At 72.3% G+C, this 23,184-nt stretch carries 20 protein-coding genes and 4 pseudogenes; 10 read left to right on the top strand and 14 right to left on the bottom strand.

Going from position 1 to position 23,184, the window contains the following annotated elements; genetic code table 11:
* The first annotated feature begins 141 nt into the window (after positions 1-141).
* The 4 genes from ACQ86L_RS17290 (at position 142) to ACQ86L_RS17275 (ending at position 3,853) form a co-directional block, all read left to right on the top strand.
* Positions 142-528 (top strand): TetR/AcrR family transcriptional regulator, encoded by a 387-nt coding sequence (locus ACQ86L_RS17290; RefSeq protein WP_434316519.1) that lies wholly within the window; start codon positions 142-144, stop codon positions 526-528.
* On the top strand, positions 429-722 hold the full coding sequence (locus ACQ86L_RS17285; protein ID WP_434316518.1) for a hypothetical protein: 294 nt from the start codon (positions 429-431) through the stop codon (positions 720-722). The genes ACQ86L_RS17290 and ACQ86L_RS17285 overlap by 100 nt, the downstream gene beginning before the upstream one ends.
* A gap of 161 nt (positions 723-883) precedes the next feature.
* On the top strand, positions 884-2,017 hold the full coding sequence (locus tag ACQ86L_RS17280) for an endo-1,4-beta-xylanase (RefSeq protein ID WP_434316517.1): 1,134 nt from the start codon (positions 884-886) through the stop codon (positions 2,015-2,017).
* Between the two features lie 108 nt (positions 2,018-2,125).
* Positions 2,126-3,853, top strand: a complete 1,728-nt coding sequence (locus ACQ86L_RS17275) for a cation:proton antiporter (protein ID WP_434316516.1) — start codon at positions 2,126-2,128, stop codon at positions 3,851-3,853.
* On the opposite strand, the gene ACQ86L_RS17270 is transcribed toward ACQ86L_RS17275, so the two are convergent.
* Positions 3,835-4,890 carry a hypothetical protein gene (locus ACQ86L_RS17270; protein ID WP_434316515.1) on the bottom strand — a complete coding sequence of 352 codons (1,056 nt, stop codon included), beginning with the start codon at positions 4,888-4,890 and terminating at the stop codon, positions 3,835-3,837. The genes ACQ86L_RS17275 and ACQ86L_RS17270 overlap by 19 nt on opposite strands.
* A 114-nt stretch (positions 4,891-5,004) precedes the next feature.
* On the opposite strand from ACQ86L_RS17270, the gene ACQ86L_RS17265 reads away from it, so the two are divergent.
* The gene (locus tag ACQ86L_RS17265) at positions 5,005-5,451 is read left to right on the top strand and encodes a Fur family transcriptional regulator (RefSeq protein ID WP_434316514.1); all 447 of its coding nucleotides are present in this window, start codon (positions 5,005-5,007) and stop codon (positions 5,449-5,451) included.
* Between the two features lie 13 nt (positions 5,452-5,464).
* Positions 5,465-6,958: a catalase gene (locus tag ACQ86L_RS17260; protein ID WP_434316513.1), complete on the top strand. Its 1,494-nt coding sequence runs from the start codon at positions 5,465-5,467 to the stop codon at positions 6,956-6,958.
* Between the two features lie 87 nt (positions 6,959-7,045).
* On the opposite strand, the gene ACQ86L_RS17255 is transcribed toward ACQ86L_RS17260, so the two are convergent.
* On the bottom strand, positions 7,046-7,918 hold the full coding sequence (locus ACQ86L_RS17255; RefSeq protein ID WP_434316512.1) for a Vgb family protein: 873 nt from the start codon (positions 7,916-7,918) through the stop codon (positions 7,046-7,048).
* A 172-nt stretch (positions 7,919-8,090) separates the two neighbouring features.
* Positions 8,091-8,609: pseudogene (locus ACQ86L_RS17250) on the bottom strand (PhzF family phenazine biosynthesis protein); the annotation flags it as partial.
* Between the two features lie 35 nt (positions 8,610-8,644).
* Here ACQ86L_RS17250 and ACQ86L_RS17245 point away from each other — a divergent pair.
* Positions 8,645-8,878 (top strand): three-helix bundle dimerization domain-containing protein, encoded by a 234-nt coding sequence (locus tag ACQ86L_RS17245; protein WP_434316511.1) that lies wholly within the window; start codon positions 8,645-8,647, stop codon positions 8,876-8,878.
* Positions 8,879-8,890: 12 nt separating this feature from the next.
* On the opposite strand, the gene ACQ86L_RS17240 is transcribed toward ACQ86L_RS17245, so the two are convergent.
* Together ACQ86L_RS17240 and ACQ86L_RS17235 are read right to left on the bottom strand one after the other, a co-directional pair.
* The gene (locus ACQ86L_RS17240) at positions 8,891-9,352 is read right to left on the bottom strand and encodes a phage tail protein (RefSeq protein ID WP_434316510.1); all 462 of its coding nucleotides are present in this window, start codon (positions 9,350-9,352) and stop codon (positions 8,891-8,893) included.
* A gap of 43 nt (positions 9,353-9,395) precedes the next feature.
* Positions 9,396-10,304, bottom strand: a complete 909-nt coding sequence (locus ACQ86L_RS17235; RefSeq protein ID WP_434316509.1) for a ZIP family metal transporter — start codon at positions 10,302-10,304, stop codon at positions 9,396-9,398.
* A gap of 268 nt (positions 10,305-10,572) precedes the next feature.
* On the opposite strand from ACQ86L_RS17235, the gene ACQ86L_RS17230 reads away from it, so the two are divergent.
* Positions 10,573-10,962: a hypothetical protein gene (locus tag ACQ86L_RS17230; RefSeq protein ID WP_434316508.1), complete on the top strand. Its 390-nt coding sequence runs from the start codon at positions 10,573-10,575 to the stop codon at positions 10,960-10,962.
* Between the two features lie 8 nt (positions 10,963-10,970).
* Here the strand turns inward: ACQ86L_RS17230 and ACQ86L_RS17225 are convergent, their stop codons facing one another.
* The 3 genes from ACQ86L_RS17225 to gabT all read right to left on the bottom strand — a co-directional run bounded on the left by ACQ86L_RS17225 (position 10,971) and on the right by gabT (position 14,770).
* The gene (locus ACQ86L_RS17225) at positions 10,971-11,828 is read right to left on the bottom strand and encodes a universal stress protein (RefSeq protein WP_434316507.1); all 858 of its coding nucleotides are present in this window, start codon (positions 11,826-11,828) and stop codon (positions 10,971-10,973) included.
* Between the two features lie 93 nt (positions 11,829-11,921).
* Positions 11,922-13,412, bottom strand: a complete 1,491-nt coding sequence (locus ACQ86L_RS17220; RefSeq protein ID WP_434316506.1) for an NAD-dependent succinate-semialdehyde dehydrogenase — start codon at positions 13,410-13,412, stop codon at positions 11,922-11,924.
* The gene (gene gabT, locus ACQ86L_RS17215; protein ID WP_434316505.1) at positions 13,409-14,770 is read right to left on the bottom strand and encodes a 4-aminobutyrate--2-oxoglutarate transaminase; all 1,362 of its coding nucleotides are present in this window, start codon (positions 14,768-14,770) and stop codon (positions 13,409-13,411) included. Before gabT ends, ACQ86L_RS17220 begins: the two co-directional genes overlap by 4 nt.
* Positions 14,771-14,865: 95 nt before the next feature.
* Between gabT and ACQ86L_RS17210 the strand changes: the two genes are divergently transcribed.
* Complete coding sequence (locus ACQ86L_RS17210) at positions 14,866-16,317, top strand: PucR family transcriptional regulator (protein ID WP_434316504.1); 1,452 nt, start codon at positions 14,866-14,868, stop codon at positions 16,315-16,317.
* Positions 16,318-16,388: 71 nt separating this feature from the next.
* Here ACQ86L_RS17210 and ACQ86L_RS17205 read toward each other — a convergent pair whose 3' ends face one another.
* The 5 genes and pseudogenes from ACQ86L_RS17205 to ACQ86L_RS17185 all read right to left on the bottom strand — a co-directional run bounded on the left by ACQ86L_RS17205 (position 16,389) and on the right by ACQ86L_RS17185 (position 21,208).
* Positions 16,389-16,682, bottom strand: coding sequence for a hypothetical protein (locus tag ACQ86L_RS17205; RefSeq protein WP_434316503.1), 294 nt, complete (start codon positions 16,680-16,682; stop codon positions 16,389-16,391).
* Between the two features lie 95 nt (positions 16,683-16,777).
* Positions 16,778-17,755, bottom strand: a pseudogene (locus ACQ86L_RS17200) (D-alanine--D-alanine ligase family protein); the annotation flags it as partial.
* 49 nt (positions 17,756-17,804) lie between these two features.
* Positions 17,805-18,646: pseudogene (locus ACQ86L_RS17195) on the bottom strand (transglutaminase family protein).
* Positions 18,643-19,569, bottom strand: coding sequence for an alpha-E domain-containing protein (locus tag ACQ86L_RS17190; protein WP_434318916.1), 927 nt, complete (start codon positions 19,567-19,569; stop codon positions 18,643-18,645). The pseudogene ACQ86L_RS17195 and the gene ACQ86L_RS17190 overlap by 4 nt, the downstream one beginning before the upstream one ends.
* Positions 19,569-21,208 (bottom strand): annotated as a pseudogene (locus tag ACQ86L_RS17185) (circularly permuted type 2 ATP-grasp protein). Before ACQ86L_RS17185 ends, ACQ86L_RS17190 begins: the two are co-directional and overlap by 1 nt.
* 105 nt (positions 21,209-21,313) lie before the next feature.
* Here ACQ86L_RS17185 and ACQ86L_RS17180 point away from each other — a divergent pair.
* Positions 21,314-22,228 (top strand): aldose 1-epimerase family protein, encoded by a 915-nt coding sequence (locus ACQ86L_RS17180; protein ID WP_434316502.1) that lies wholly within the window; start codon positions 21,314-21,316, stop codon positions 22,226-22,228.
* 7 nt (positions 22,229-22,235) lie between these two features.
* Here the strand turns inward: ACQ86L_RS17180 and ACQ86L_RS17175 are convergent, their stop codons facing one another.
* On the bottom strand, positions 22,236-22,889 hold the full coding sequence (locus ACQ86L_RS17175) for a hypothetical protein (protein ID WP_434316501.1): 654 nt from the start codon (positions 22,887-22,889) through the stop codon (positions 22,236-22,238).
* Positions 22,890-23,184 lie beyond the last annotated feature (295 nt).

Here is a 23,184-nt window from a genome sequence, read left to right as displayed (position 1 = left end):
CCGGGTGAATCTCTGGGGAAGAGGAGTTACAATTGGAGGGAGGCTCCGTTCGGAGGGTGCCTCCGGTTACAGGAAAGACATTACCGGAGGATGCCTCCGCTTCGCAACCCTCAGTTCCACGCACCCGGAAGGACCCCCGCCGTGACCGGCACCGACGTAGCAGACAGCACCATCGCGCGTCCCCTCATCCAGCGCCCCCAGCGCGCGGACGCCCGGCGCAACTTCGACGCGCTGCTCGCCGCCGCACGCGACGCGTTCGCGGAGGACGGCGCCGGCGCCTCCCTGGAGGAAATCGCCCGCCGCGCCGGCGTCGGCATCGGCACGCTGTACCGCAACTTCCCCACCCGCGACGCCCTCGTGGAGGCCGTCTACGTCGAGGAGGTGGAGGCCGTCGTCCGCGCCGCCGACGACGCCGCCGCCCTGGAGCCGTGGGAGGCCGTGCAGGCCTGGCTGCGCCGCTTCCTGCTCTACGTGGGCACCAAGAAGGCCCTGCTCGAAGGCCTCAACAAGGACTCCCCGTCCTGCTGAGCTGCCGCACCTCCCTCTACGCGGCGGGCGAGCCGCTCGTCGTCCGCGCCCAGGAGGCCGGCGAGCTGCGTCCCGACGCGACCATCGGCGACGTCATCCGGATGGTGTCGGGCGTCGCCGGCGTCGCCTTCGAGGACGACGAGCAGCGCGACCGAGTCGTCGCGATGACGATCGACGGCCTCCGGCCCCGCTGATCCGCGCGGATCACATCACCTCGACTGCGAAAGCGCAAGCTTTTCCAAAATGTTTGACCCCCGTGTGCGGGTGTAATTAGCTGTCTGACGCAACATATTCGGACAGTCGCGACGCCGCGGTCTCGCCGTCGGCGCGCGCTCGCATACAAAGGAGTATCAGCGTGTCACTGCGCCTTCGAGCCGGTCTCATCACCACTGCGGTGGTGGGGGCCGGCGCCGTCATCCTCGCCCAAGGGGCGGCCTTCGCCTCCGTGCCTGCGACGCCGCCCGCGGCGCCCGGTCATCAGACCTCCGCCCCGGCCGACTCCCTGCGCAGCCTCGCCTCGCGCGTGGGCCTGCGGATCGGCACCGCCGTCAACACGGACGCCCTCGCGTCGGACAGCGACTACCGGTCGATCGCCGCGACGCAGTTCTCGACGGTCACGCCCGAGAACGTCATGAAGTGGGACACCATCGAGCCGACCCAGGGCGCCTACAACTGGGCCCCGGCCGACCAGCTCGTCGCCTTCGCCCAGCAGAACGGGCAGCTCGTGCGCGGACACACCCTCGTCTGGCACAACCAGCTCCCAGCGTGGCTCACCGCCGCGGCGCCGTCGATGACGCCGGACCAACTCCGGGCCGTCCTCAAGAAGCACATCACGGACGAGGTCACCCACTTCAAGGGCAAGATCTGGCAATGGGATGTGGTCAACGAGGCGTTCAACGACGACGGGACCCTGCGTGACTCCATCTGGCTGCAGAAGCTCGGCCCCGGCTACATCGCCGACGCGTTCCGGTGGGCGCACGCCGCAGACCCGAAGGCGCTGCTGTTCTACAACGACTACAACATCGAGTTCACCGGCCCCAAGAGCAACGCGGCCTACAGTCTCGTGCAGCAGCTCAAGGCGCAGGGCGTCCCGATCGACGGGGTCGGATTCCAGACGCACCTCGACACGCAGTACGGCCTGCCCGACCTGCAGAACAACCTGCAGCGGTTCTCCGCCCTCGGCCTGAAGGTCGCCGAGACGGAGGTGGACGTGCGGACCACGCTCCCGGTCACGGCGGTGGAGCAGAACGCCCAGGTCGGCGGCTACACCTCCACGCTGCAGGCCTGCCTCGCCGTCCGCGACTGCATCTCGTACACGGTCTGGGGCTTCGGCGACGGCTACTCGTGGGTGCCTGCGGTGTTCGCGGGTGAAGGTGCGGCGGACATCTACGACGAGAACCTGCAGCCGAAGGCGGAGTACACCGCGCTGCAGCAGACGCTCGCGCTCGCCGCGGGAGCCCAGCAGCGCGGCGGCGGCGACCGGCACTGATCGGCGCCGACCGGCAGCACGGAGGGGTCGCGCGGCATCCGGCCGCGCGGCCCCTCGCGGCCGGACCGGGGGCGCACCGATGCTGAGAGTTCTCATAGGCTGGAAACCATGGAGCTCGGTGTCTATGCGGTGATCGCCGTCGCGGTGATCGTCGGCGTGGCCGCCTTCGCCCGCAAGCTCGGGGTCGCCGCGCCCATCATCCTCGTGATCGTCGGCGTCACCCTCTCGGTGCTGCCGGGGGTGCCGGACATCGAGGTGCCACCGGAGATCATCCTCGACGGGCTGCTGCCGCCCATCCTCTACGCGGCGGCGATCAGCGTCCCGCTCACCGACTTCCGCCGTAATCTGGCGCCGATCGCCGGGCTGTCGATCTTCCTGGTCATCGTCACCGCGTTCGCGACCGGCTTCCTGCTCTACACGATGCTCCCCGACCTCAACCTGGCGGCGGCCATCGCCCTCGGCGCGATCATCAGCCCGCCGGATGCCGTCGCCGCGACCTCCATCGGCCGCAAGCTCGGCCTCCCGCCGCGCCTGCTCACCGTGCTGGAGGGCGAGGGACTGGTCAACGACGCGACCGCCCTGGTGCTGCTGCGCACCGCCCTGGCCGCGGCGGTCGGCACCCTCGCCACCCCGCTCGCGGGCGTGCTCGACTTCTTCTCGGCCGTGATCATCGCGCTCGTGATCGGGTTCGTCGTCGGCTTCGTCACGGTCTGGGTGCGCTCGAAGCTGAGCGACCCGGTGCTCGACACCGCGCTGTCGGTCGTCGTGCCGTTCGCCGCCTTCGCGCCGACGGAGGCGCTGCACGGCTCCGGCGTGCTCGCCGTCGTGGTCACCGGCCTCTACACCGGGCACGCGGCGCCGCGGCAGTTCAGCGCGCAGGCGCGGATCAGCGACCAGATCAACTGGCACACCATCCAGTTCCTGCTCGAGAACGGCGTCTTCCTGCTCATCGGGCTGGAATTGCGCACGCTCATCGCCGACGTCGAGCATCCCGAGATCCTCAGCGTCTGGGACGCGGTCGGCATCGGCCTGATCGCGATGGCCTCCCTCGTCGTCATCCGGTACATCCTGATCGGGCCGCTGATCCTGGCGCTCCGAAGACGCGGGGAGCGCGCCGAGCGGCAAGTGCTGCGGGAGTGGCTGATGATCAGCTACTTCCGCGACCATCCCGTGCGCTACCGCTGGCAGGCGCAGCGGAAGCAGCGCGCCGAGCAGCGCTACGAGCGGCACCGCAGCGACCTGGAGGAGTTCCGCCAGGAGGCCATCGACTGGAAGGGCGGGATCGTCCTCGGCTGGTCGGGGATGCGCGGCGTCGTCACGCTGGCGGCGGCGCAGTCGCTCCCCGCGGACATCCCGTATCGCCCGCAGCTCATCCTGATCGCGTTCACGGTCGCGTTCGTCAGCCTGGTCGTGCAGGGCGGCACGCTCCCCTGGCTGATCCGCGTGCTCGGGCTGCAGGGCATCGACGTCAAGGACGACAGGAGGCTGCTCGCGCAGCTCCTCGACGACCTCAGCGAGGCCGGCCTTGCCGTGCTGGACGACCCGGAGACCGCGGCGGGGACCGCGACCGCGGTCGACCCGGAGGTGGTGGAGCGGGTGCGCCAGACCACCTACCTCCGCGCCGAGGCGGCCTGGGAGCGCATCGTGCTCTACGACACGCCCCCGGAGGGCCGTCCGCACCACGTGTACCGCACGCTGCGGCTCGCGGTGGTGGACGCCGAGCGCGACCGGCTGCTGGAGGAGCGGGCGCGCGGCGCCTACCCGTCGCGCATCCTCAGCGAGGCGCAGTCCATGCTCGACATCGAGGAGACGCGGCTTCAGTCCCGGGCGCGGTGACGCGCGCCGCTCGACCGCACCAGGCCGGCGTCGGCGAGCTCGTGGAGGACCGCACGGAGCGCGTCCGCGCTGCTCCCGCCCGGCGCCGGGCCGAACTCCCGCTCGGCGACGGCGACGAGCCTGGTCAGAGTCAGCGGGACCTCCAGCACCCTCCAGACCAGCGAGGAGAGCGGCGTCAGCCGGGTGATCGTGTCCCGGGCGAGCACGACCGTGTCGCCGTCGAGGTCGACCCAGTCGTCGACGTCCGCGCGGCTGTACGTCGGGCCCGAGTCCGCTCCGCTCCGCAGCAGCTCGCGCACCGGCTCGACGAGGTCCGCGGCCTCCCGGTAGCTGATCACCTGGACGCCTCCGCAGCGCCGGACCAGCCCGTCCAGCAGGCTGAGCGGCCGCGGCAGCGCGTTGAAATGGTTGACCTGCGCGACGATCTCGTCGAAGACGTCCCGCAGCCCGACCGTGCGGATCGTCGGCGCCGTGGCCGCGTCCGTGCGGTCGAGGAGGGCGATCCGCGCCAGTCGCAGCCGCGGCCCCGGTCGCAGCAACCCGAGCTCGTCGGGCCCCGCGACGTGCCTGCCGTGCGTCGCCGTCTCCTTGAACGCCAGCGGCTGGGGGAAGGCGAGCACCTCGCCGGAGGGCGTGACCGCGACCGTTTCATCCGACACATAACCCAGCCCCGCGCCGAGCATGGCGGCGGCGGTCGATTTGCCGGCCCCGGACGGGCCGACGAGCGCGATGACCTCACCGGTGGCGGGATCGGCCAGGCCCGCCGCGTGGAACGTCACCAGCTCCCCGCGGTTCGCCTCGATCGCGCGCTGATTGAGGGCGCGGCGGAGGGCGATGCCCACCGCGTCGAGGTCGTGGCCGGAGACGTCCGCACCCGCTCCCGGCGCCGCGGCGACCGTGATCGTGTCCGCCGCGTCGCCCTCGGCCGCCAGCCGTCGCCACTGGTCGCGGAGCCGGTCGGCGTCGGCCTCCGCGAACCCGTCCAGGGCGACGCGCAGCCGCGCGCCGAGAGCGTCCACCTGGAATTCGCGCGCCACCCTGATCCACCCTTCGGCTTGAAACTTCTCATGCCAGATTAGACGGCCGTTCCGCCACTCCCGGGATGCACGTTGTTTTGAGTTGTTCAAAAGAGACCCGCTAGCGTGGCGGGGATGGACACCGCACAGCTCGAAGGCGCCCTGCGCGCGTCGGGACTGCGCGTGACGCAGGGACGGCTCGCCGTCCTGAACGCGCTCGACGCGCATCCCCACGTGGACGCCGAGACGGTGTACCGCGCGGTGCTGCCCGCACTGCCCGGCACCTCGATCCAGAACGTCCACAACGTCCTCGGCGATCTCACCTCGGCCGGACTGCTGCGGCGGATCGAGCCGGCGCACTCGCCCGCGCTGTACGAGCGGCGCGTCGGCGACAACCACCACCACGTCGTCTGCACCTCGTGCGGCGCGGTGGCGGATGTGGAGTGCGTCGTCGGCCATGCGCCCTGCCTGCACCCCTCGGGGGCGGCCGGGTACGTGGTGGACGTCGCGGAGGTCACCTTCTGGGGGCTGTGCCCGTCCTGTCAGGAGCGCGCGGCGAAAGCCCCGTCGCACGCCGAATGAGGTTAGGAGAACCATGACGGAGAACCACACGACAACCCAGACCGGCACACCGGTCGGCAGCGACGCGCACTCGCTGACATCCGGACAGGACGGCGCGACCGCGCTCCACGACCGGTACCTGGTCGAGAAGCTCGCCCAGTTCAACCGCGAGCGCATCCCGGAGCGGATCGTGCACGCCAAGGGCGGTGGCGCGTTCGGCGAGTTCGTCGTCACCGGCGACGTGAGCGCGTACACGAAGGCGGCGGTCTTCCAGCCGGGTGCCACCACGCGGACGGTTCAGCGGTTCTCGTCGGTCGCGGGCGAGCAGGGCTCCCCCGACACCTGGCGCGACGTCCGCGGCTTCTCGGTGAAGTTCTATACGACCGAGGGCAACTACGACATCGTGGGCAACAACACCCCGGTGTTCTTCATCCGCGACGGCATCAAGTTCCCCGACTTCATCCACTCGCAGAAGCGCCTGCCGGGCTCCGGCCTGCGCGACGCCGACATGCAGTGGGACTTCTGGACGCTGTCCCCGGAGTCGGCGCACCAGGTGACCTACCTGATGGGCGACCGCGGCCTCCCGCGCTCGTGGCGGACCATGCCCGGCTACGGCTCGCACACCTACCAGTGGATCAACGCGGCGGGCGAGCGGTTCTGGGTGAAGTACCACTTCCACGCACTGCAGGGAAACGAGGAGATGCACGGCGCCGAGGCGCAGCAGATCGCGGGCGAGGACGCGGACTACTACCGCCGCGACCTCTACGAGGCGATCGAGCGCGGCGACTTCCCGGCGTGGAAGGTGAGCGTGCAGGTGATGCCGTACGAGGACGCCAAGACCTACCGCTTCAACCCGTTCGACCTGACGAAGGTGTGGCCGCACAGCGACTACCCGCTCATCGAGGTGGGCGTCCACACGCTGAACGAGAACCCGGAGAACTTCTTCGCGCAGATCGAGCAGGCGGCGTTCTCCCCCGCCAACACGGTCCCGGGCATCGACATCAGCCCGGACAAGATGCTGATGGCGCGCGTGTTCTCCTACCCGGACGCGCAGCGCTACCGGGTCGGCACCAACTACAACGAGCTGCCGGTGAACGCTCCGGTCGCGCCGGTGCACAACTACTCGCAGGACGGCGCGGGGCGGCACGGCTTCAAGGCGGCGTCGGCTCCGGTGTACGCGCCGAACTCGTTCGGCGGGCCGGTCGCCTCCGCCGAGGCGGCGGGTGAGGGCTCGTGGGAGTCGGACGGCGCGCTCGTGCGCTCGGCGGCGACGCTGCATTCGGAGGACAGCGACTTCGGGCAGGCGGGGACGCTGTACCGCGAGGTGTACGACGACGCGGCGAAGGAGCGGTTCCTCGACACGATCGCGGGAGCGGTCGGCGGGGTGACGCGGGACGACATCCGCGAGCGCGCGATCCAGTACTGGACGAACGTGGACGCGGAGCTCGGCGCGGCGCTGCGGGCGCGGCTGGAGGCCGGGGACCTGGACGCCGACCAGGCCGCGGAGTACGTGGGGGTCGCTGAGTAAGCCTCCCCGCTGACGCGAACGGAGGAGATCCGGCCGATACGGTCCCGGGTCTCCTCCGTTCACTGCTTTTCGGGACGCTCCGGGGGGTCAGGGGTGGTGGGCCAGGGCGCCGGACTCCAGGGCGGACCAGACGGTGCCGTCGGGGGCTACGGCGATGCCGTGGGGTTCGGAGGCGGGCGGGAGCGGCACGCGGGCGACCTCGCCGGAGGCGGTGACGTGGGCCAGGGCGTCGGCTCCCCAGAGGGAGGCCCAGACTCCTCCCCTCGCGTCGGGCGCGACCGCGTGCGGCTTGGCGCCGGAGCCGAGAGGGTGGATGGTGAGAGTCCCGTCCCGTCCGACGCGGGAGAGGGCGTCCGCGCCGATCAGGGCGGCCCAGACCGCGCCGTCCTCGGCGACCGTGATGCCGACCGGGGCGGAGCCGGCCGGGAGTTCGGTGACCGCGACCGCGGCGTCGCCGCCGCGCACGTGGCCGAGGGCGTCGATGGCGTTCATGGTGAACCAGAGCGAGTCGCCGGAGGCCGCGATCATCGAGGGCATGACGTCCTCGCGGCCGACGGGGAACTCGTCCACCCGGCCGAGCACCCCGATGCGGCCGAGCGCGTCGGCAGCGAGCTCGGTGAACCAGGTGGTGCCGTCGTAGACGGCGGCGACGCCGAACGGCTGCGCGCCGGGGGTCGGCACGGCGACCTCGGCCAGGATGCGCGGGCCCCGCCCGAGCAGCAGCAGCCGCCCTCCCGTGGTGTCGGTCACCCACACGTCCGAGTCGTTCGCTGCAGCAACCACTGAAGGCTGCGCGCCCGCGCCCAGGTCGAGCCGTGTGAGCCTGCCGTCGGGGTCGCGGCGGCCGACCGCGGCGCCGTGCACGAGCGTGAACCAGACCGCTCCATCGTCGGTGACGGCGATGCCGTAGGGTCCTTCGCCCGGCTCCCCGACCGGGATCAGTTCGACCTCCGCGCTCACAGCGTCGCGTCGATGGTGCGGTCGTACACCACGGTCCCGCCCACGCGGACGAGGCCGCCGGCGAGCGGCTCGGTGGCCAGTTCGGAGCCCTCCCCTGCAGGATGCGTAGGCCGCGGCCGAGCTTCGCGGTCAGGGCGACGGCCGCGGCGCCGGTGGCCTCGTCCTCCACGATCCCCATCGCGGGGGCGAACATGCGGGCGCGCAGCGATCCGGCCTCCTCGTCGATCCACGCGTAGGCGTAGTGCTGGCCCTCGGTGAAGGCGAATGGGTCGAGGGCGTCCACCGCCTCCGGGGAGTCCAGCGGCAGCCAGGTGAAGTCGGGGGTCCAGGCGGCGCGGGCGTCGATCGCGGCCCAGTCGCCGTCGAGGTCGACGGAGACCGCGACGTCCCCGGCCTTCTCGGCCAGGGCGCCGACCGGCGTGCGCTCGTGCGCGAGCCACCAGGCGGTCCCGACGCTCGGGTGGCCGGCGAACGGGAGCTCCGACGCGGGCGTGAAGATGCGGATCGTCGCGATGCCTCCCGCGGAGTCCAGCGCGTCGACGAAGACCGTCTCGCTGAACCCGAGCGCCGCCGCGATGTCCTGCTCCCGCCCGGCCGTCGCCGGTGAGCTGGTGACGATGCCCAGCTCGTTGCCGTTCGCGCCGCGCTCGTCGGTGAAGACGCGGAGGACCACTACCTCGATTTCATCCATAGCCTCCACCCTGGCATGCGGGGGATAATCCCGCCATGAGTGACGAGGCCGCCATCCCCGCCGCCCCCAACGACGAAGAGGTCGCCATCGGCCACGCCGTCGACCGGCTCGCGGAGCGCTTCCCGAAGGTCCCCAGGGACCGCATCGTCGACCTGGTGCACCAGCGGCATATCGAGTACACGGGAGCGCCCGTGCGCGACTTCATCCCCGTGCTCATCGAGCACGACGTCAAACGGGAGCTGGCGGCGGAGGTCACCCCGCTGGCGTGAGCGCCGTTGGGTTCAGTACTCGCCCTTGATGACGAAGTAGGACCCGCGGATCGTCCCGGCGAGGCGGGACTTCTGCCGCGCGAACTTGAAGTTCGCCAGCTCCTCCGGCACCTCCATGCCGTCGGACAGCTTGAAGCCGACCGCGCGCTTGCCCGCGTCGTCGATCGTGTACATGACGTTGATCGACAGGCCGGACTCGTAGAAGACGTAGGCCATCCGGATGCCGTCGACCTCGAACGACGTGACCTCCAGGGCGGGCGAGGCGATCACGATGCCGCGCTCGTCGGCGAGGATGCGGCTCACCCAGTCGAGGGCCTCCTGCTCCTCGGCGGCGGGGGCCGTCGCGAAGTCGACGTCGTACTTGTTCTTGAAGTAGCGGGACTCGTTGGCGCGCAGGCCGGCGAGCGCCGGTGCGACGGGGCTCGACTCCAGTCCCTCTGTCGAGACGGTGACGAAATCCACGACCTGGCGCATGCGGCCCTCCCTGCTCGGCTCTCCACCACCCTACTGGCGGGTGTCAGGCCCCGGCGAAGGTGACGATCGCGTCGGTCGCGAAGCCGGCGACGATCCCGGCGAAGATGCACCACGCGACCAGGGTCTTCATCCCGGTGCGGCGGGCGACGGCCAGCAGCTCGATGACGACGTAGAGGATGGAGCCGGCGGCCAGTCCCAGGAACGCGATGGAGACGATGTCGCTGCTGAACGCCTGGCCGATGACGGTGCCGAGGAAGGTCGGGCCGCCGCCGATCAGGCCGAGCAGCGCCAGGTAGCCCCACGACGGGCGGGTGCCGCTGAGCGGGGCGACGATCCCGAAGCCCTCGGTGGCGTTGTGGAGGCCGAAGCCGACGATGAGCAGCACCGCGAAGGCGAGCTCGCCCTGCGCGGCGGCGGTGCCGATCGCGAGGCCCTCGGCGAAGTTGTGCAGGCCGATGCCGATCGCGATGGTGAGCGCCAGGCGGCGGGCGCCCGCGCGCGACTCCACCTCGGTGGCGGCGACGATGGCGACGCCGGTCGCGGTGCCGATGGCAGGGCCCGTGCCCGCGCCGTGCGGCTGGTGCGAACCGGCCTGCGGACCGTGGCCGTCCGGGGCTGCCGGGGGCCGGATCGGGGACGCCAGCGCCAGCGCGCGCCGCTTCATGTAGCGGTCCATGTAGGTGAGGCTGAGCAGCCCGACGCCGATGCACGCGGCCATCAGGAGCCCCTGCCCGAGCGCGGGGCCGAGCTGGTGCGACGAGAGCGCCTTGTCCACGGGCTCCCACGCCTGCGAGAGGACGTCCCAGAGCAGGAAGATCAGGATGCCGGTCGCGAGGGCGTTCAGCGCGGCTTTCATGCCGACCGCGTTCGAGCGCAGACGGCCGATCGGGAGGCCGAGGAAGATCGTGAGACCGGCGACGGCGCCGAGAGCGGCGACACCCATGGGAGGCATGAAGATCCTTTGTGGAGGCTGTTGACATCGAACCGGCGGGCTCCGGCCGCATTCGATTGTAAGGTAAGCCTCCCCTTACACAGAATCAACTGTGAGGAGTCGCAGCATCGGGGCGATCTAGGCTGGTGATCGTTCCGGGGGTCGTGTCAGTGAGGTGGGTCAGTTGCGGGTTTCTTCGAATGTCGCAGCGGCTCTCATCCTCGTGCTCTGCCTGAGTGCCTGCACTCCGCAGCCCGCGGGCGATGAGAGTCCGCGGGGACGAGACGCCGTGCAATCGGCCACGAAAGACGGCACAGGCGAGGTGCGGGATGAGCTCGAACCTCTGACATCGAGATTTCCGCCGCTCATCAATGCGGAATCTGCAACGTGGATGTCCGGCAGGATGGGTGACCCTCGAGTGCCAGGGCCGAGCACATACTGGATCGACGCGATCGTGGGACTCCCCGAAGCGGGTCATGCCGAACTGCTGAAAGACGTCGCAACTGCTGAGCTTCCTCTGCCCGAGGACTTCTCACCGAAGTTGCACGGGGCGATCCCCACGGGACCGTTGCTCACCTCGAGCGATCTGAACAAGCGGTTTTCGCAGGGGCGTTTTGTGTGCAAGGTCTACGTGGCGACCGATGGTCGAACCGTGATCCTCAGTACCCTCTTTCAGTAGGGGGCGCCTCACTCCGTCCGCGGCACCACGACCATCGGCACCGGCAGCTCGCGCAGCATGGCGGCCGCGGTCGAACCGAGGAACAGGCGGCTGGGCTGCGCGAGGCGGCTGGAGCCGACGACGACGATCTCGCCGGGCTCCCAGTCGAGGCGGGCCACCGCGTTCTGGATGTTGTCGCCCTTCGCCACGACCGCGGTCGCGACGACGCCGGTCGCCGCGCTGGCCTCCTCCAGCACCGCGGCGGCGTGGTGCTCTCCGACGCTCTGCTTGGGAGCGGCCGCGTCGCCCGGGAGGTCGAGGGCGAGAAGCGAGACCAGGCGGAGCGGGACGCCGGCCGCGGCCGAGAGCCGTTCGCCGGTCGTCAGCACGTCGGCGGCGCCTGCGCGGGTGCCGACCATGCTCGTCACGCGGGTGAGCCGCGGCGCGCGCTCGCGCCAGCCCTCCGGCGCCAGGAGGACCGGGACCGGCGAGGCGTGCAGCAGCGCTCCCGCGACCGAGCCGACGGTGAAGCGGCCGAGGAGGCCGCCACGTGCGGCGCCGACCACGATCAGGGTCGTGCCGAGCTCGTCCGCGGCGGTGAGCAGGCCCTCGGCGAGCGAGTCGCCGAAGACGACCCGCCCGCTGAAGGCGACCGACGACGGGACGCGAGTGCGCGCGTCTGCCAGCCAGCCCTCCGCGGTGTCGCGCAGGAGGGCGTCGTAGGCCGGGTCGTTCGGCACGTTTCCGCGCCGGGAGGTGTCCGGCATGACCAGGACCACGTCGAGGTCCGCCCCGAAGGAGGCGGCCAGCGCGGCGCCGGCGGCGAGGGCGTCGTCTCCGGACGGGGTGGCCTCGTATCCGACGAGGATGCGCTGAGTGGTGGTCATGGTCTGCCTCTTCCGGCTCGGGTGGTGCGGAGGTTGGGGTGGTGCTGGGTCGGGCGGCCCGCCGGGGTGGGGCGGGCCGCCCGTTCCGCCGGGTCAGGCGGGGATGAGCGTGTACTTCGTGCTCAGGTACTCGTGGATGCCTTCGAGCCCGCCCTCACGGCCGAGGCCCGACTGCTTGACGCCGCCGAACGGTGCAGCGGCGTTGGAGACGAGGCCGGTGTTGAGGCCCATCATCCCGGTGTCCACGCGGTCGATCATGCGCTGGCCGCGCGCGAGGTCCTGCGTGAACACGTAGCCGACCAGACCGTACTCGGTCTCGTTCGCGCGGGCCACGGCCTCCTCCTCGGTGGAGAACGTCGTGATGGCGAGGATCGGGCCGAAGATCTCCTCGCGGAGGATCTCGCTGCCGGGCTGCACGTCCACGAGCACGGTCGGCTCGAAGAAGAAGCCGTCGCCCTCCGGTGCCTTGCCGCCGCTGAGCACGCGGGCGCCGCGGGACACGGCGTCGTCCACGAGCGCCGTCATGGAGGCGACCGCGCGGTCGTCGATGAGCGGGCCGATCGTGACGCCGGGCTCGGTGCCCGGGCCGATCTTCAGGGCGTCGACCTTCTCGGTGACGCGGCGGGCGAACTCCTCCGCGACGTCCTCGTGGACGATGAAGCGGTTCGCGGCGGTGCAGGCCTGGCCGATGTTGCGGAACTTCGCCAGCATCGCGCCCTCGACGGCCTTGTCCAGGTCGGCGTCCTCGAAGACGACGAACGGGGCGTTGCCGCCGAGCTCCATGGAGGTGCGGAGCACGTTCTGACCGGCCTGCGCGAGCAGGGCGCGGCCGACCGGCGTGGAGCCGGTGAACGACAGCTTGCGCAGGCGCGGGTCGGCGATGATCGGGGCGGAGACGGCGCCGGACGTGTTCGTCTGGACGACGTTCACCACACCGGCGGGAACACCGGCGTCGGCGAGCAGCTGCGCGAAGAACAGCGTGGTCAGCGGGGTCAATTCGGCCGGCTTCACGACGACGGTGCAGCCCGCCGCGAGCGCGGGGGCGATCTTGCGCGTCGCCATCGCGAGCGGGAAGTTCCACGGCGTGATGAAGAACGACGGCCCGACCGGTCGCTGCGAGACGACCATCGTGCCGGTGCCCTCCGGGTTCTGGCCGTAGCGGCCGGCGATGCGCACGGCCTCCTCGGAGAACCAGCGCAGGAACTCGCCGCCGTAGGTGACCTCGCCGTTGGCCTCGGCCAGCGGCTTGCCCATCTCCAGCGTCATCAGCAGCGCGAAGTCCGCGCGGCGCTCCTGCAGCAGGTCGAACGCGCGGCGCAGGATCTCGGCGCGGGTGCGCGGCGGCGTCCCCGCCCAGGCGTCCTGAGCGGCCACGGCGGCGTCGAGGGCGCGGATGCCGTCCTCCGGCGTCGCGTTCGCGATGCGCTTGATGACGCGGCCGGTGGCCGGGTCCTGCACCTGGATCTGCGGGCGGGTCCCCTGCTCCCAGACGCCTCCGATGAAGAAGCCGTCGGGGACGCGGGCGAGGAGGTCGGCCTCCGCTGCGGTGAACTCGGCGGTGGTGGCGGTGTCGACGGCGCTCATGCGTTGGCCACCGCCTCCGCGACGACGTCCAGCCCCTCGATGAGGAGGTGGTCCGGGATGCTGAGCGGCGGGAGGAAACGGATCACATTGCCGTAGGTGCCGCAGGTGAGCAGCACGACGCCGGCGGCGTGCGCGGCGGCGGCGACCTTGGCGGTCAGCGCGGCGTCGGGCTCGCCGGTCTCCGGGTCGACCAGTTCGATCGCGACCATCGCGCCCTTGCCGCGCACCTCGGCGACGCGCGGGTCGGCGGCGCGGAGGGCGCCGAGCTTCTCGAAGAGGATCTCGCCGATGGCGCGGGCGCGCGCGGCCAGGTCCTCCTGCTCGTAGGTCTCGATCGCGGCGAGCGCGGCGACGCAGGCGAGCGGGTTGCCGCCGTAGGTGCCGCCCAGGCCGCCGACCTGCGGAGCGTCCATGATCTCGGCGCGGCCGGTCACGGCGGACAGCGGGAGGCCGCCGGCGATGCCCTTGGCGGTGACGATCAGGTCGGGCACGATGCCGAATTGCTCGGAGGCGAACATGGTGCCGGTGCGGGCGAATCCGGTCTGCACCTCGTCGGCGATGAAGACGACGCCGTTCTCGTTCGCCCACTCCTGTAGCGCGGGCAGGAAGCCGTCGGCGGGGACGATGAAGCCGCCCTCGCCCTGGATGGGCTCGATGATGATCGCGGCCAGGTTGGACGCGCCGATCTGCTTCTCGATCATGGTGATGGCGCGCTTGGCCGCCTCGGCGCCGGTGAGGCCGCCGTCGCGCAGCGGGTAGCTGAGCGGCGCGCGGTAGATCTCGGGCGCGAACGGGCCGAAGCCGTTCTTGTACGGCTGGTTCTTGGCGGTGAGGCCCATCGTGAGGTTCGTGCGGCCGTGGTAGGCGTGGTCGAACGCGACGACAGCCTGCTTGCCCGTGTAGTGGCGCGCGACCTTGACCGCGTTCTCCACGGCCTCGGCGCCGGAGTTGAACAGAGCGCTGCGCTTGACGAAGTCTCCGGGCGTGAGGCGGTTGAGGGCCTCCGCGACGTCCACGTAGGAGTCGTAGGGGGCGACCGTGAAGCAGGTGTGCGTGAAGGCGGCGACCTGCGCGGTCACGGCCTCGACCACGCGCGGGGCGGCGTTTCCCACGCCGGTGACGGCGATGCCGGAGCCGAAGTCGATGAGGGAGTTGCCGTCGACGTCGACGAGCACACCCCCGCCGGCTGCGACGGTGAACACGGGGATGGTGGCGCCGACGCTCGCGGCGACGGCCTGCGCCTTGCGCTCGGCGCGCTTGCGCGACTCGGGGCCGGGGATGGGGGTGACGAGCCGGCGCTCCTGCGGGAGCGAGGGTCCGCCGACGAGTGTTGCGGAGGCGGGAGTAACGATGGTCATGGCGGCATCGTAGGGAGCAGCGCGCGTCTCGCGCCTGGACGGGCCGTACAATTCGAACGTCAGGAATCGACACCCTGGCGGATGGAGTGCTCCCGATGCCCGCGACCCTCGCCCAGCTGCTCGCCCGGCCCGAGCTCGGCCTCCACCTGCTCACCGCTGCCGATGTCGGCGAGCTGGACGTGCCGCTGTCGTGGGCGCACTCCTCCGACCTTCCCGACCCGACGCCGTTCCTGTCGCCCGGGCAGGTGCTGCTCGTGACCGGGACGCCGGAGGACGTCGACCCGTACGTGTCGCGCCTGGTCGAGCACGGGATCGCCGGGCTGGGGTTCGGCACGGAGGTCGTGCGCGACACCCCCGAGGCGCTGCTGGCGGCGTGCGCGCGGCACGGCCTCCCGCTCTTCGAGGTGCCCTATCGGACGCCGTTCATCGCGGTGGCGCGGTTCGTGGCCGACCGGCTGGCCGCCGACGCCTATGCGCGCAACACCTGGGCGCTGCGGGCCTCCCGCGCGATCTCGCTCGCGGCGCTGCGGCCGGACGCGCTCGGCGCGGTGCTCGCGGAGCTGGCGCGCCAGATCGACCGGCCGGTGGCGCTGATCGGGGCGGACGGGACACTGGACCGGCTCGCGCCGGCGGGAGCCCTGGACGCGGCGGCGCGGGCGGTGCTGATCGGCGCGGCCGAACCGCTGCTGCGCAGCCGGCGACGGGCGGCGGGGACCGCGGAGACGACTGCCGGGCCGTTCTCCCTGCAGACACTCGGCGCGGCGGGGCGGCTGCGCGGCGTGCTCGCGATCGGGTCGGAGGGGCTCGACCAGGCGGCGCAGCAGGTGGTGACGGGCGTCGTCGCGCTCGCCGGGCTCGCACTGGAGCAGAGCCGCGCGACCGACGCGGCGCGGGCGCGCCTCCGCACGGCGGTGTGGCGGGCGCTGCTGGCCGGCGACGCCGGGCTGGCGGAGGCGGTGGCCGAGCCGGTGCTCGGGGCGCTGCCCGATCAGCCTGCGCGCGTGACGGTCCTGCACGGTGCTGCGGTCGCGGCGGCGGCGGACTGGCTGGAGGCCGGCGGCGACGGGTTCTTCGCCCGCGACGGGCAGGACCTCGTGGTGCTCGGGTCCTCGCCCGAGGCGATCGCCGAGCTGGCCGAGCGGTTCGAGCTGCGCGGCGGGTCGTCGGCCCCCGTGACGTTCGGGGCGCTGGCGTCGGGCGTGACGCAGGCCGGTGTCGCGGCCCGCCGGTCGACCAGGGACGACCGGGTGCCGTCGTTCGACGACGTGGCGGCGGCCGGGATGCTCGCGCTGCTCCAGACGCCGGACGCACGCGCGGTCGCGGCGACCGCCCTCGCTCCACTGGCGGAGGCCGACCCGGCGCTGCCCGGCATCCTCCGCACCTGGCTCGACGCGGACGGGGTGTACGACGTGGCCGCGCGGCGGCTCGGGATGCACCGGCACACCCTGCGGGCGCGGGTCGCGGACGCCGAGCGGCTGCTCGGGCGCGACCTCGGGGGCTTCGCCGCCCGCGCCGACCTCTACGCCGCACTGCGTGCCGCCGAGTGACCATCTCTCCCGGAGCTGTGTACGCTTCCGCGCGGCGTGTCGCGTACTTAAGTCCGGAAGAGATTGATGGGTCAGTCGGCGGGGAGGAGGGCGTCGGTGGGGGGAGCGTCGGCGTGCGCGGCGTGCGCGGCGTGCGCGGACGCGCGCAGGCGGGTGACGATGAGGGCTCCGGCGGCGGCTGCGGCGGCGATGAAGAAGAGCGCGGCGATCGCGAGGTCCACCCACTGACGGCGGGTGAAGCCCATGTGATGCCCGACAGCCACTGTCGCGAGGCCGTGGTCGACGGCCGGCGTGGTCAGGGCACCCAGAGCCACCGCCGCCACGACGAAAGCGAACCCGAACAACGACCAACCGACACTGCGCATGGTCCCATTCAAACCCACGGGATGCGCCGGGCAACCCCGCCGGGCCGATCGTTATCGGTCGTTCAGGTAACGAGCGACCCAGCGCGGCGGACGGCTCAGCGCAGGGCCAGGTCGACGATCCGGCGGCACAGCTCGGCGTAGCCGATCCCGACCGCCGCCGCCGACTGCGGGAGCAGGCTGGTCGCGGTCAGGCCGGGCAGCGAGTTGACCTCGATCGTCCAGAGCACCCCATCCCTGTCGAGCCGGAAGTCGGTGCGGCTGTAGCCGGAGAGCCGCAGCGCCCGGTGAGCGGTCAGCGCGGTCGCCCTGGCCTCCGCGGCGACCTCGGCCGGCACGTCGGCAGGGAAGGTCTCCGCCACCGCGCCCGGCTGGTACTTGTCGCCGTAGGTGAACGCGGCATCGGGGTCGACGTCGATCTCGCCCACCGCGAGCGCTTCCTCGCCGAGCACGCCGACGGTCAGCTCGCGCCCCGGGACGAAGCGCTCGAAGAGCACGGAGCCGAAGACCGCCGCGCGCTCGACCGCGGCGTCCAGGTCGTCCGGGTCGCGCACGATGCTCAGCCCGACGGTCGAGCCCTGTGCGTTCGGCTTCACCACGACCGGGAGCCCGAGCTCCGCCGCCGTCGCGCCGGGCTCCAGCGGGTCGAGGGCCCAGTCGGGTGTGCGCACGCCGGCCTGGAGGAGCACGCGCTTGGTGAGCTCCTTGTCCATCGCGAGCCCGCTGCCGAGCGGACCCGACCCGGTGTACGGGATGCCGGCGAGCTGCAGGAGCGCCTGAAGCTCCCCGTTCTCCCCCGACCCGCCGTGCAGCGCGAGGAACACCAGGTCGACGCCGGCGACCTCCGCGGGCAGCCGCAGCGCGCTCCCGGCGCCGGCCAGCCGCGCGAGCGCGGTCGACTCGGGCGGGGCGACGCCGACCGCGCCGGTCAGGACGCGCGCCTCCGCGGCCGCGTCGAGGGCGCCGGAGGCCGTGTCGACGGCCAGCACCTCGTGGCCGAGCCCGCGCAGCGCCCGCACCACCGGCGCCGCGCTCGCGATGGACACGTCGCGCTCTTCGCTCGACCCTCCGAACAGCACTGCGATCCGCATCCCGCCACCGTACCCCGGCGCACCCGCGACCGTCTCAGGCCTCGCGGGTGATGGAGACGGAGACGAAGAGCTCGGAGCCGGCCGCTCCCGAGTACACGCCGCGCAGCGGGCGACGTCGGCGTAGTCGCGGCCGTGGCCGACCCGGACGTGCCGGTCGCCGATCGGGATGCCGTTCGTCGGGTCGTAGCCATGCCAGCCGCCGCAGAACCACTCGACCCAGGCGTGCGACTCGCCGACCACCGTCTCCCCCACTGCCGCGTCGGCCTTCGGGTGCAGGTAGCCGGACACATACCTGGCCGGGATGCCGGCCGAGCGCAGCGCCCCGATCGCCACGTGCGCGATGTCCTGGCAGACGCCGCTGCGCGACTCCCAGGCCTCCCGCGCCGTGGTCCGCACGCCCGTGACCCCGCTCTCGTAGGTCATCGCGTCCCCGACTGCGGCGGCGATGGCCTGCGCGACGGAGCACGGATCACCGGCGGCGCCCGCCTCCCCCGCCAGCGCGACCAGCGACGCGGGCGGCTCGGTCAGCGGCGTCTGCCTGAGCTGCTGCACGCACTCCCCCGACCGCGCGACGGCCTCGGCCAGCTCCGGCCAGCCGAGCGGGTCCGGCGCGTGCTGCGCGTCCAGCACCTCCACCAGGCTCGTGGCCGTGATCGTCAGCTCGCGGTGCGGGTTCAGCACGTCGAAGGCGAGCACGCGCGTGCCCCAGTAGTCGGTGTACTGGTGGTGCGACGAGACCGGGTGCACGTCGAGCGCGCTGTGCAGCACGAGCTGCCCCTCGCCGGACGCCGGCATCATCCGCGCCTCGTTGTAGGAGGCCGACACCTCCGCCCCGTACCGGTAACCGGTCGAGTGGGTCACCCGCAGCCGCTTCACACCCGCTCCCCCGTCCAGCTCGGCGCCGTGCTCTCCGGGAAGTAGCGCCGGGTGATCGCGGACGTCGCCGCGCTGGTCGCCTCCTGGACGACGGCCATGTGCGCGGGGAGGTCGTCCAGCACCTCCGCGACCGGCCGGAACTCCAGCTCGCTCTGCACCTGGCCGAGCAGCCGGACGGCCCGGTCGGACACCCCCGCGCGCTCGTGCCGGGGCTCGATGTCGCGCAGGCTCTCCACGGCGCGCGTGATCGCGTAGAGGATCGACCGGGGGAACAGCCGGTCGTGCAGCAGGAACTCCGCCGCGTTCCGGGTGGAGGGCACCCCGCGGTACGTGCGCAGGTACGCCTCGTACGCGCCGCAGGAGCGCAGGATGGTCGTCCAGCTCGGGCCGCTGGCCTCCGTCAGCGAGCGGGTCGCCAGCAGCCGGGCCGTCATGTCCGCGCGCTCCAGGCTGCGGCCGAGCGTGAAGAAGTGCCAGGCCTCGTCGCGGCTGGCGCCGGAGTCCATGATCCCGACGGCGAGCGCCGTGCGGTCGCGCACCCAGGTGAAGAACTCGTGGACCTTGTCGCTGGCCACCCGCCGCGGCACCCGCGCGGCCGTGGTGTTGAGGCACTCCCACAGCTCGGTCGAGACGATCTCCCTGGCGCGCCGGGCGTTCTCGCGCGCGGCGCCGAGCGAGTAGGCGATGGAGGCCGGTGTCGTGCGGTCGACGGCGAGCAGGCGCAGGACGTCCTCCCGGGCGATCGGACCGGGCACGGTCGCGGAGCCCATCACGCCGAGCAGCGATCGGCAGGCGGTGTCCTCGTCGATCCACGGGTCCTCCAGGAGCAGCTGGAGGTGCACGTCGAGGATGCGCGCCGTCCCGTCGCTGCGCTCGACGTAGCGGCCGATCCAGAACAGGGAGGACGCGATCCTGCTGAGCATCACCGGGCCTCCGTCTGCTGCTGCTGTTGCTGCTGGTCGGTGCGGGGGCGTCCTCGATCGAGTGGTCGGGCGCGGGCAGCGGTGGCGCTGCGGCCTGGTCGGCGACCAGGCCGGGCACGTTCCGGGGCTCGGGCCTCTCCTCGGCCCGCGCCGGCTCGCCGGGCGCCGCCATCCCGACCACCCACGTGTCCTTCGACCCGCCGCCCTGGCTGCTGTTGACGACGAGCTGCCCCTCGGCGAGCGCCACGCGCGTCGGCCCGCCCGGCAGCACCCAGACCTCCCGCCCGTCGTTCACCGCGAACGGGCGCAGGTCGACGTGCCGCGGCCGCATCCCGTCGTCCACGAGCGTGGGGATGGTGGAGAGCTGCACGACCGGCTGCGCGATCCAGCCGCGCGGGTCGGCGACCAGCTGCTCCCGCAGCCGGGCCAGCTCCTTGCGGTCGGCGTCCGGCCCGATCACCAGCCCCTTGCCGCCGGAGCCGTCGACCGGTTTGACGACCAGCTCGTCCAGGCGGTCGAGCACCTCGGCCAGGGCGTCCGGCTCCTCCAGCCGCCAGGTGTCGACGTTCGGGAGGACCGGCTCCTCGGCCAGGTAGTACCGGATCAGGTCGGGCAGGTAGGTGTAGACCAGCTTGTCGTCGGCGACGCCGTTGCCGATCGCGTTGGCGATCGTCACGGTGCCGAGGCGCGCGGCGAGCATCAGCCCCGGCGTCCCGAGCACCGAGTCCACCCGGAACTGCAGCGGGTCGATGAAGTCGTCGTCGATCCGGCGGTAGATCACATCGACGCGCTGCGGGCCGGAGGTGGTGCGCATCCAGACCGTGCCGCCGGAGCAGAACAGGTCGCGGCCCTCCACCAGCTCCACCCCCATCAGCCGGGCGAGGAGGGTGTGCTCGAAGTACGCGGAGTTGTAGACGCCGGGGGTGAGGACGACGACGTTCGGGTTCTCCATGCCGCCCGGCGCGCTCGCCTTCAGCGCCTGCAGCAGCCGGTACGGGTAGTCGCCGACCGGCCGCACACGCATCGAGGTGAACAGCTCGGGGAGGGTCTGCGCCATGACGCGGCGGTTGGAGATGACGTACGAGACCCCGCTCGGCACCCGCACGTTGTCCTCCAGCACCCGCCAGCCGCCCTGCTCGTCGCGGATCAGGTCGATGCCCGACACGTGGATGCGCACGCCGTTGGCGCTCTCCACGCCGGCGGCCGCGCGGTGGAAGTGCGCGGAGGAGGTGATCAGGCCGGCCGGGATGACACCGTCGCGGACCGCGTTCTGGGCGCCGTACACGTCGCTGAGGAACGCCTCCAACGCCCGGACGCGCTGCTTCACGCCGGCCTCGATCCGCGACCACTCGGCCTGCTCGATCACGCGGGGGACGGCGTCGAGCGGGAACGGCCGCTCCTCCCCGGCGAAGTCGAACGTGACGCCCTGCGCGAGGTACGAGCTGGCGAGCGCGTCGGTGCGGCCGCGGAGCTCCTCCTGCGTGAGCGCGGCCAGCGCCGCGAACAGCTCGCGGTAGGCGGGCCGGGTGCGCTCGGCGACGGCGCCGCGGACGCCGGCGAACATCTCGTCGAAGGGCGTGGCCCGGCCGCGCCGGCGCCGAGCGGCCTGCGTGCCGTACCCGCCGAACAGATCACCCATGTCTGGACGTTACCGAGCGCCGGTTACCCGCAGATTTCCCCACGTTTCGCGGACGTCACAACCTCCCGTTCGTAGCCCGCCGCGGATTGCCGCCAGAATGGGCGGATGAACATCCCCATCTCCGGCACCCACTTCGGTCTCACCGCCGGCGACTACCACGCGACCATCGCGTCGGTCGGCGCCTCCCTGCGCACGCTGGAGTTCGACGGCAGGCCCCTGGTCGTCCCGTTCTCGGCCGACGAGGTGCGGCCGGCGTTCCGAGGCGCGACGCTGGCGCCGTGGCCGAACCGGGTCGTCGACGGCCGGTACACCTTCGACGGCGCCGAGCAGCAGCTCGCGCTCACCGAGCCCGGCCGCGGCCACGCCCTTCACGGCCTCGCCACCTGGCTCGACTTCACCGCCATCGACCGCTCCCCCAGCAGCGTCACGCTGTCCGCGACGATCGAAGCGCAGGACGGCTACCCGCACCGCGTGGAGGTCGCGGTCGCGTTCGAGCTGGACGAGGACGGCCTCCACACCACGGTCACCGGCACCAACACCGGCACGACGCCCGCGCCGTGGGGCACCGGCCCGCACCCGTACCTGGTGGCGGGCGAGGGCCGCGTGGACGACTGGACGCTCGACCTCCCGGCCGACAAGGTGCTCACGGTGACCGAGGACCGGCTGATCCCTGCGGGCCTCGCCGACGTGATGGGCGGCCCGTTCGACTTCCGGGCGGCGCGCCCGATCGCCGACACGTTCATCGACCACGCCTTCACCGGGCTGCGCCGCGACGCGGACGGGACGGCGACGGTCTCGCTGCTCGCCCCGGAGGGCACCGGCGTCGCTATGACCTGGGACGCGGCGTGCCCGTGGGTGCAGGTGCACACGGCGGACCGCGACGTGCCGGAGCTGAACCGGCTGGGACTGGCGGTGGAGCCGATGACGTGCCCGCCGGACGCGTACAACTCGGGGACGGATTTGATCGTGCTCGCGCCAGCCGAGTCGGCGACGGCGGGGTGGACGATCCGGGGGCTCTGACCCGGCGCTAACCCGCGGGGACGGCGGGTGTCTCGATCGCGCGCGGCGACCGCAGCCCCTGGACGAGGAAGAGCACGCCGGTCAGCAGCAGCCCGAGCGGGATCAGGACGAGCCCCCAGAGCCAGACGTCGAGCAGCGCGGGGAGCCGGATGCGGCTCACCACCACCACGCCGGCCAGGACCAGCGCGACGGCCGGAAGCCCCCAGCGGGCCAGCCCGGTGACGACTCCCGCCTGGAAGACGCTGATCGCGGCCGCGATCAGCGAGACCACCCGGACGATCTCCAGGGTCCAGAACAGGATACTCACGAGGGCCAGCACTCCGGAGTTCACGCCGACCGCGGTCATGTTCACCGCGACATACCCGGCGGACACGATGCTCGTCAGGGCGAAGAGCCCGAGGGCGGTCCTGCCGACCCGGGACGACCCCGCGATGCCCCGCTCGCCGCGGACGCCGAAAGCCAGCACGACGAACGCGAAGACCAGGACGGCGGCGGACACCGTCTCGGCGAAAGGCGTCTCCACGGAGTACAGCCACGAGGTGCCGGGCAGAGGGAAGAGGATGCCCAGCTCCGTCACGATCGGGGTCAACGTCGCGAGAACGAGGGCTGCCCCGCCCCACGTCAGCGTGGTGCGCGACGCTCTCGCCGGCTCACTCGTCACGGTCCCCCCTCGCCGGTCCGGGCCGCCACCCGAGCGGCCCAGCGGGCGCCGCACCCGCGGCACCATCGAGGAGACTCTGCTTCACCGCCGCCGAAACGTCAAGCACCCTCACATTCTTCTGCCCCTCCCCCTGCGTCCCCAACCCCCGGAAACGGGTGATGCCCCCAGCGGAACCCGACCCGGCTGGGGGCATCGATGGCTGCACTAGGAGCAGCGTGGCGTCACGACGGAGACAAGTACCCGTTCAAGCCTTCCGTCTACCACTGAGCCTCCGGATGCTTCACGGTGCTCGTGA

It is taken from the genome of Leifsonia sp. P73, from assembly GCF_051059105.1.
In the GTDB taxonomy this organism is placed as follows: domain Bacteria; phylum Actinomycetota; class Actinomycetes; order Actinomycetales; family Microbacteriaceae; genus Leifsonia.
The sequence above is the reverse complement of the archived record's forward strand: the minus strand, read 5'-3'. Positions and strand labels throughout refer to the sequence as shown.

Bases quoted from the DNA above. Each gene is read 5' to 3' on its own strand.
- ACQ86L_RS17275 (WP_434316516.1), top strand. From the start codon at position 2,126: ATGGAGCTCGGTGTCTATGCGGTGATCGCCGTCGCGGTGATCGTCGGC.
- ACQ86L_RS17265 (WP_434316514.1), top strand. From the start codon at position 5,005: ATGGACACCGCACAGCTCGAAGGCGCCCTGCGCGCGTCGGGACTGCGC.
- ACQ86L_RS17260 (WP_434316513.1), top strand. From the start codon at position 5,465: ATGACGGAGAACCACACGACAACCCAGACCGGCACACCGGTCGGCAGC.
- ACQ86L_RS17245 (WP_434316511.1), top strand. From the start codon at position 8,645: ATGAGTGACGAGGCCGCCATCCCCGCCGCCCCCAACGACGAAGAGGTC.
- ACQ86L_RS17240 (WP_434316510.1), bottom strand. From the start codon at position 9,352: ATGCGCCAGGTCGTGGATTTCGTCACCGTCTCGACAGAGGGACTGGAG.
- ACQ86L_RS17235 (WP_434316509.1), bottom strand. From the start codon at position 10,304: ATGCCTCCCATGGGTGTCGCCGCTCTCGGCGCCGTCGCCGGTCTCACG.
- ACQ86L_RS17225 (WP_434316507.1), bottom strand. From the start codon at position 11,828: ATGACCACCACTCAGCGCATCCTCGTCGGATACGAGGCCACCCCGTCC.
- ACQ86L_RS17220 (WP_434316506.1), bottom strand. From the start codon at position 13,412: ATGAGCGCCGTCGACACCGCCACCACCGCCGAGTTCACCGCAGCGGAG.
- gabT (WP_434316505.1), bottom strand. From the start codon at position 14,770: ATGACCATCGTTACTCCCGCCTCCGCAACACTCGTCGGCGGACCCTCG.
- ACQ86L_RS17210 (WP_434316504.1), top strand. From the start codon at position 14,866: ATGCCCGCGACCCTCGCCCAGCTGCTCGCCCGGCCCGAGCTCGGCCTC.
- ACQ86L_RS17205 (WP_434316503.1), bottom strand. From the start codon at position 16,682: ATGCGCAGTGTCGGTTGGTCGTTGTTCGGGTTCGCTTTCGTCGTGGCG.
- ACQ86L_RS17190 (WP_434318916.1), bottom strand. From the start codon at position 19,569: ATGCTCAGCAGGATCGCGTCCTCCCTGTTCTGGATCGGCCGCTACGTC.
- ACQ86L_RS17180 (WP_434316502.1), top strand. From the start codon at position 21,314: ATGAACATCCCCATCTCCGGCACCCACTTCGGTCTCACCGCCGGCGAC.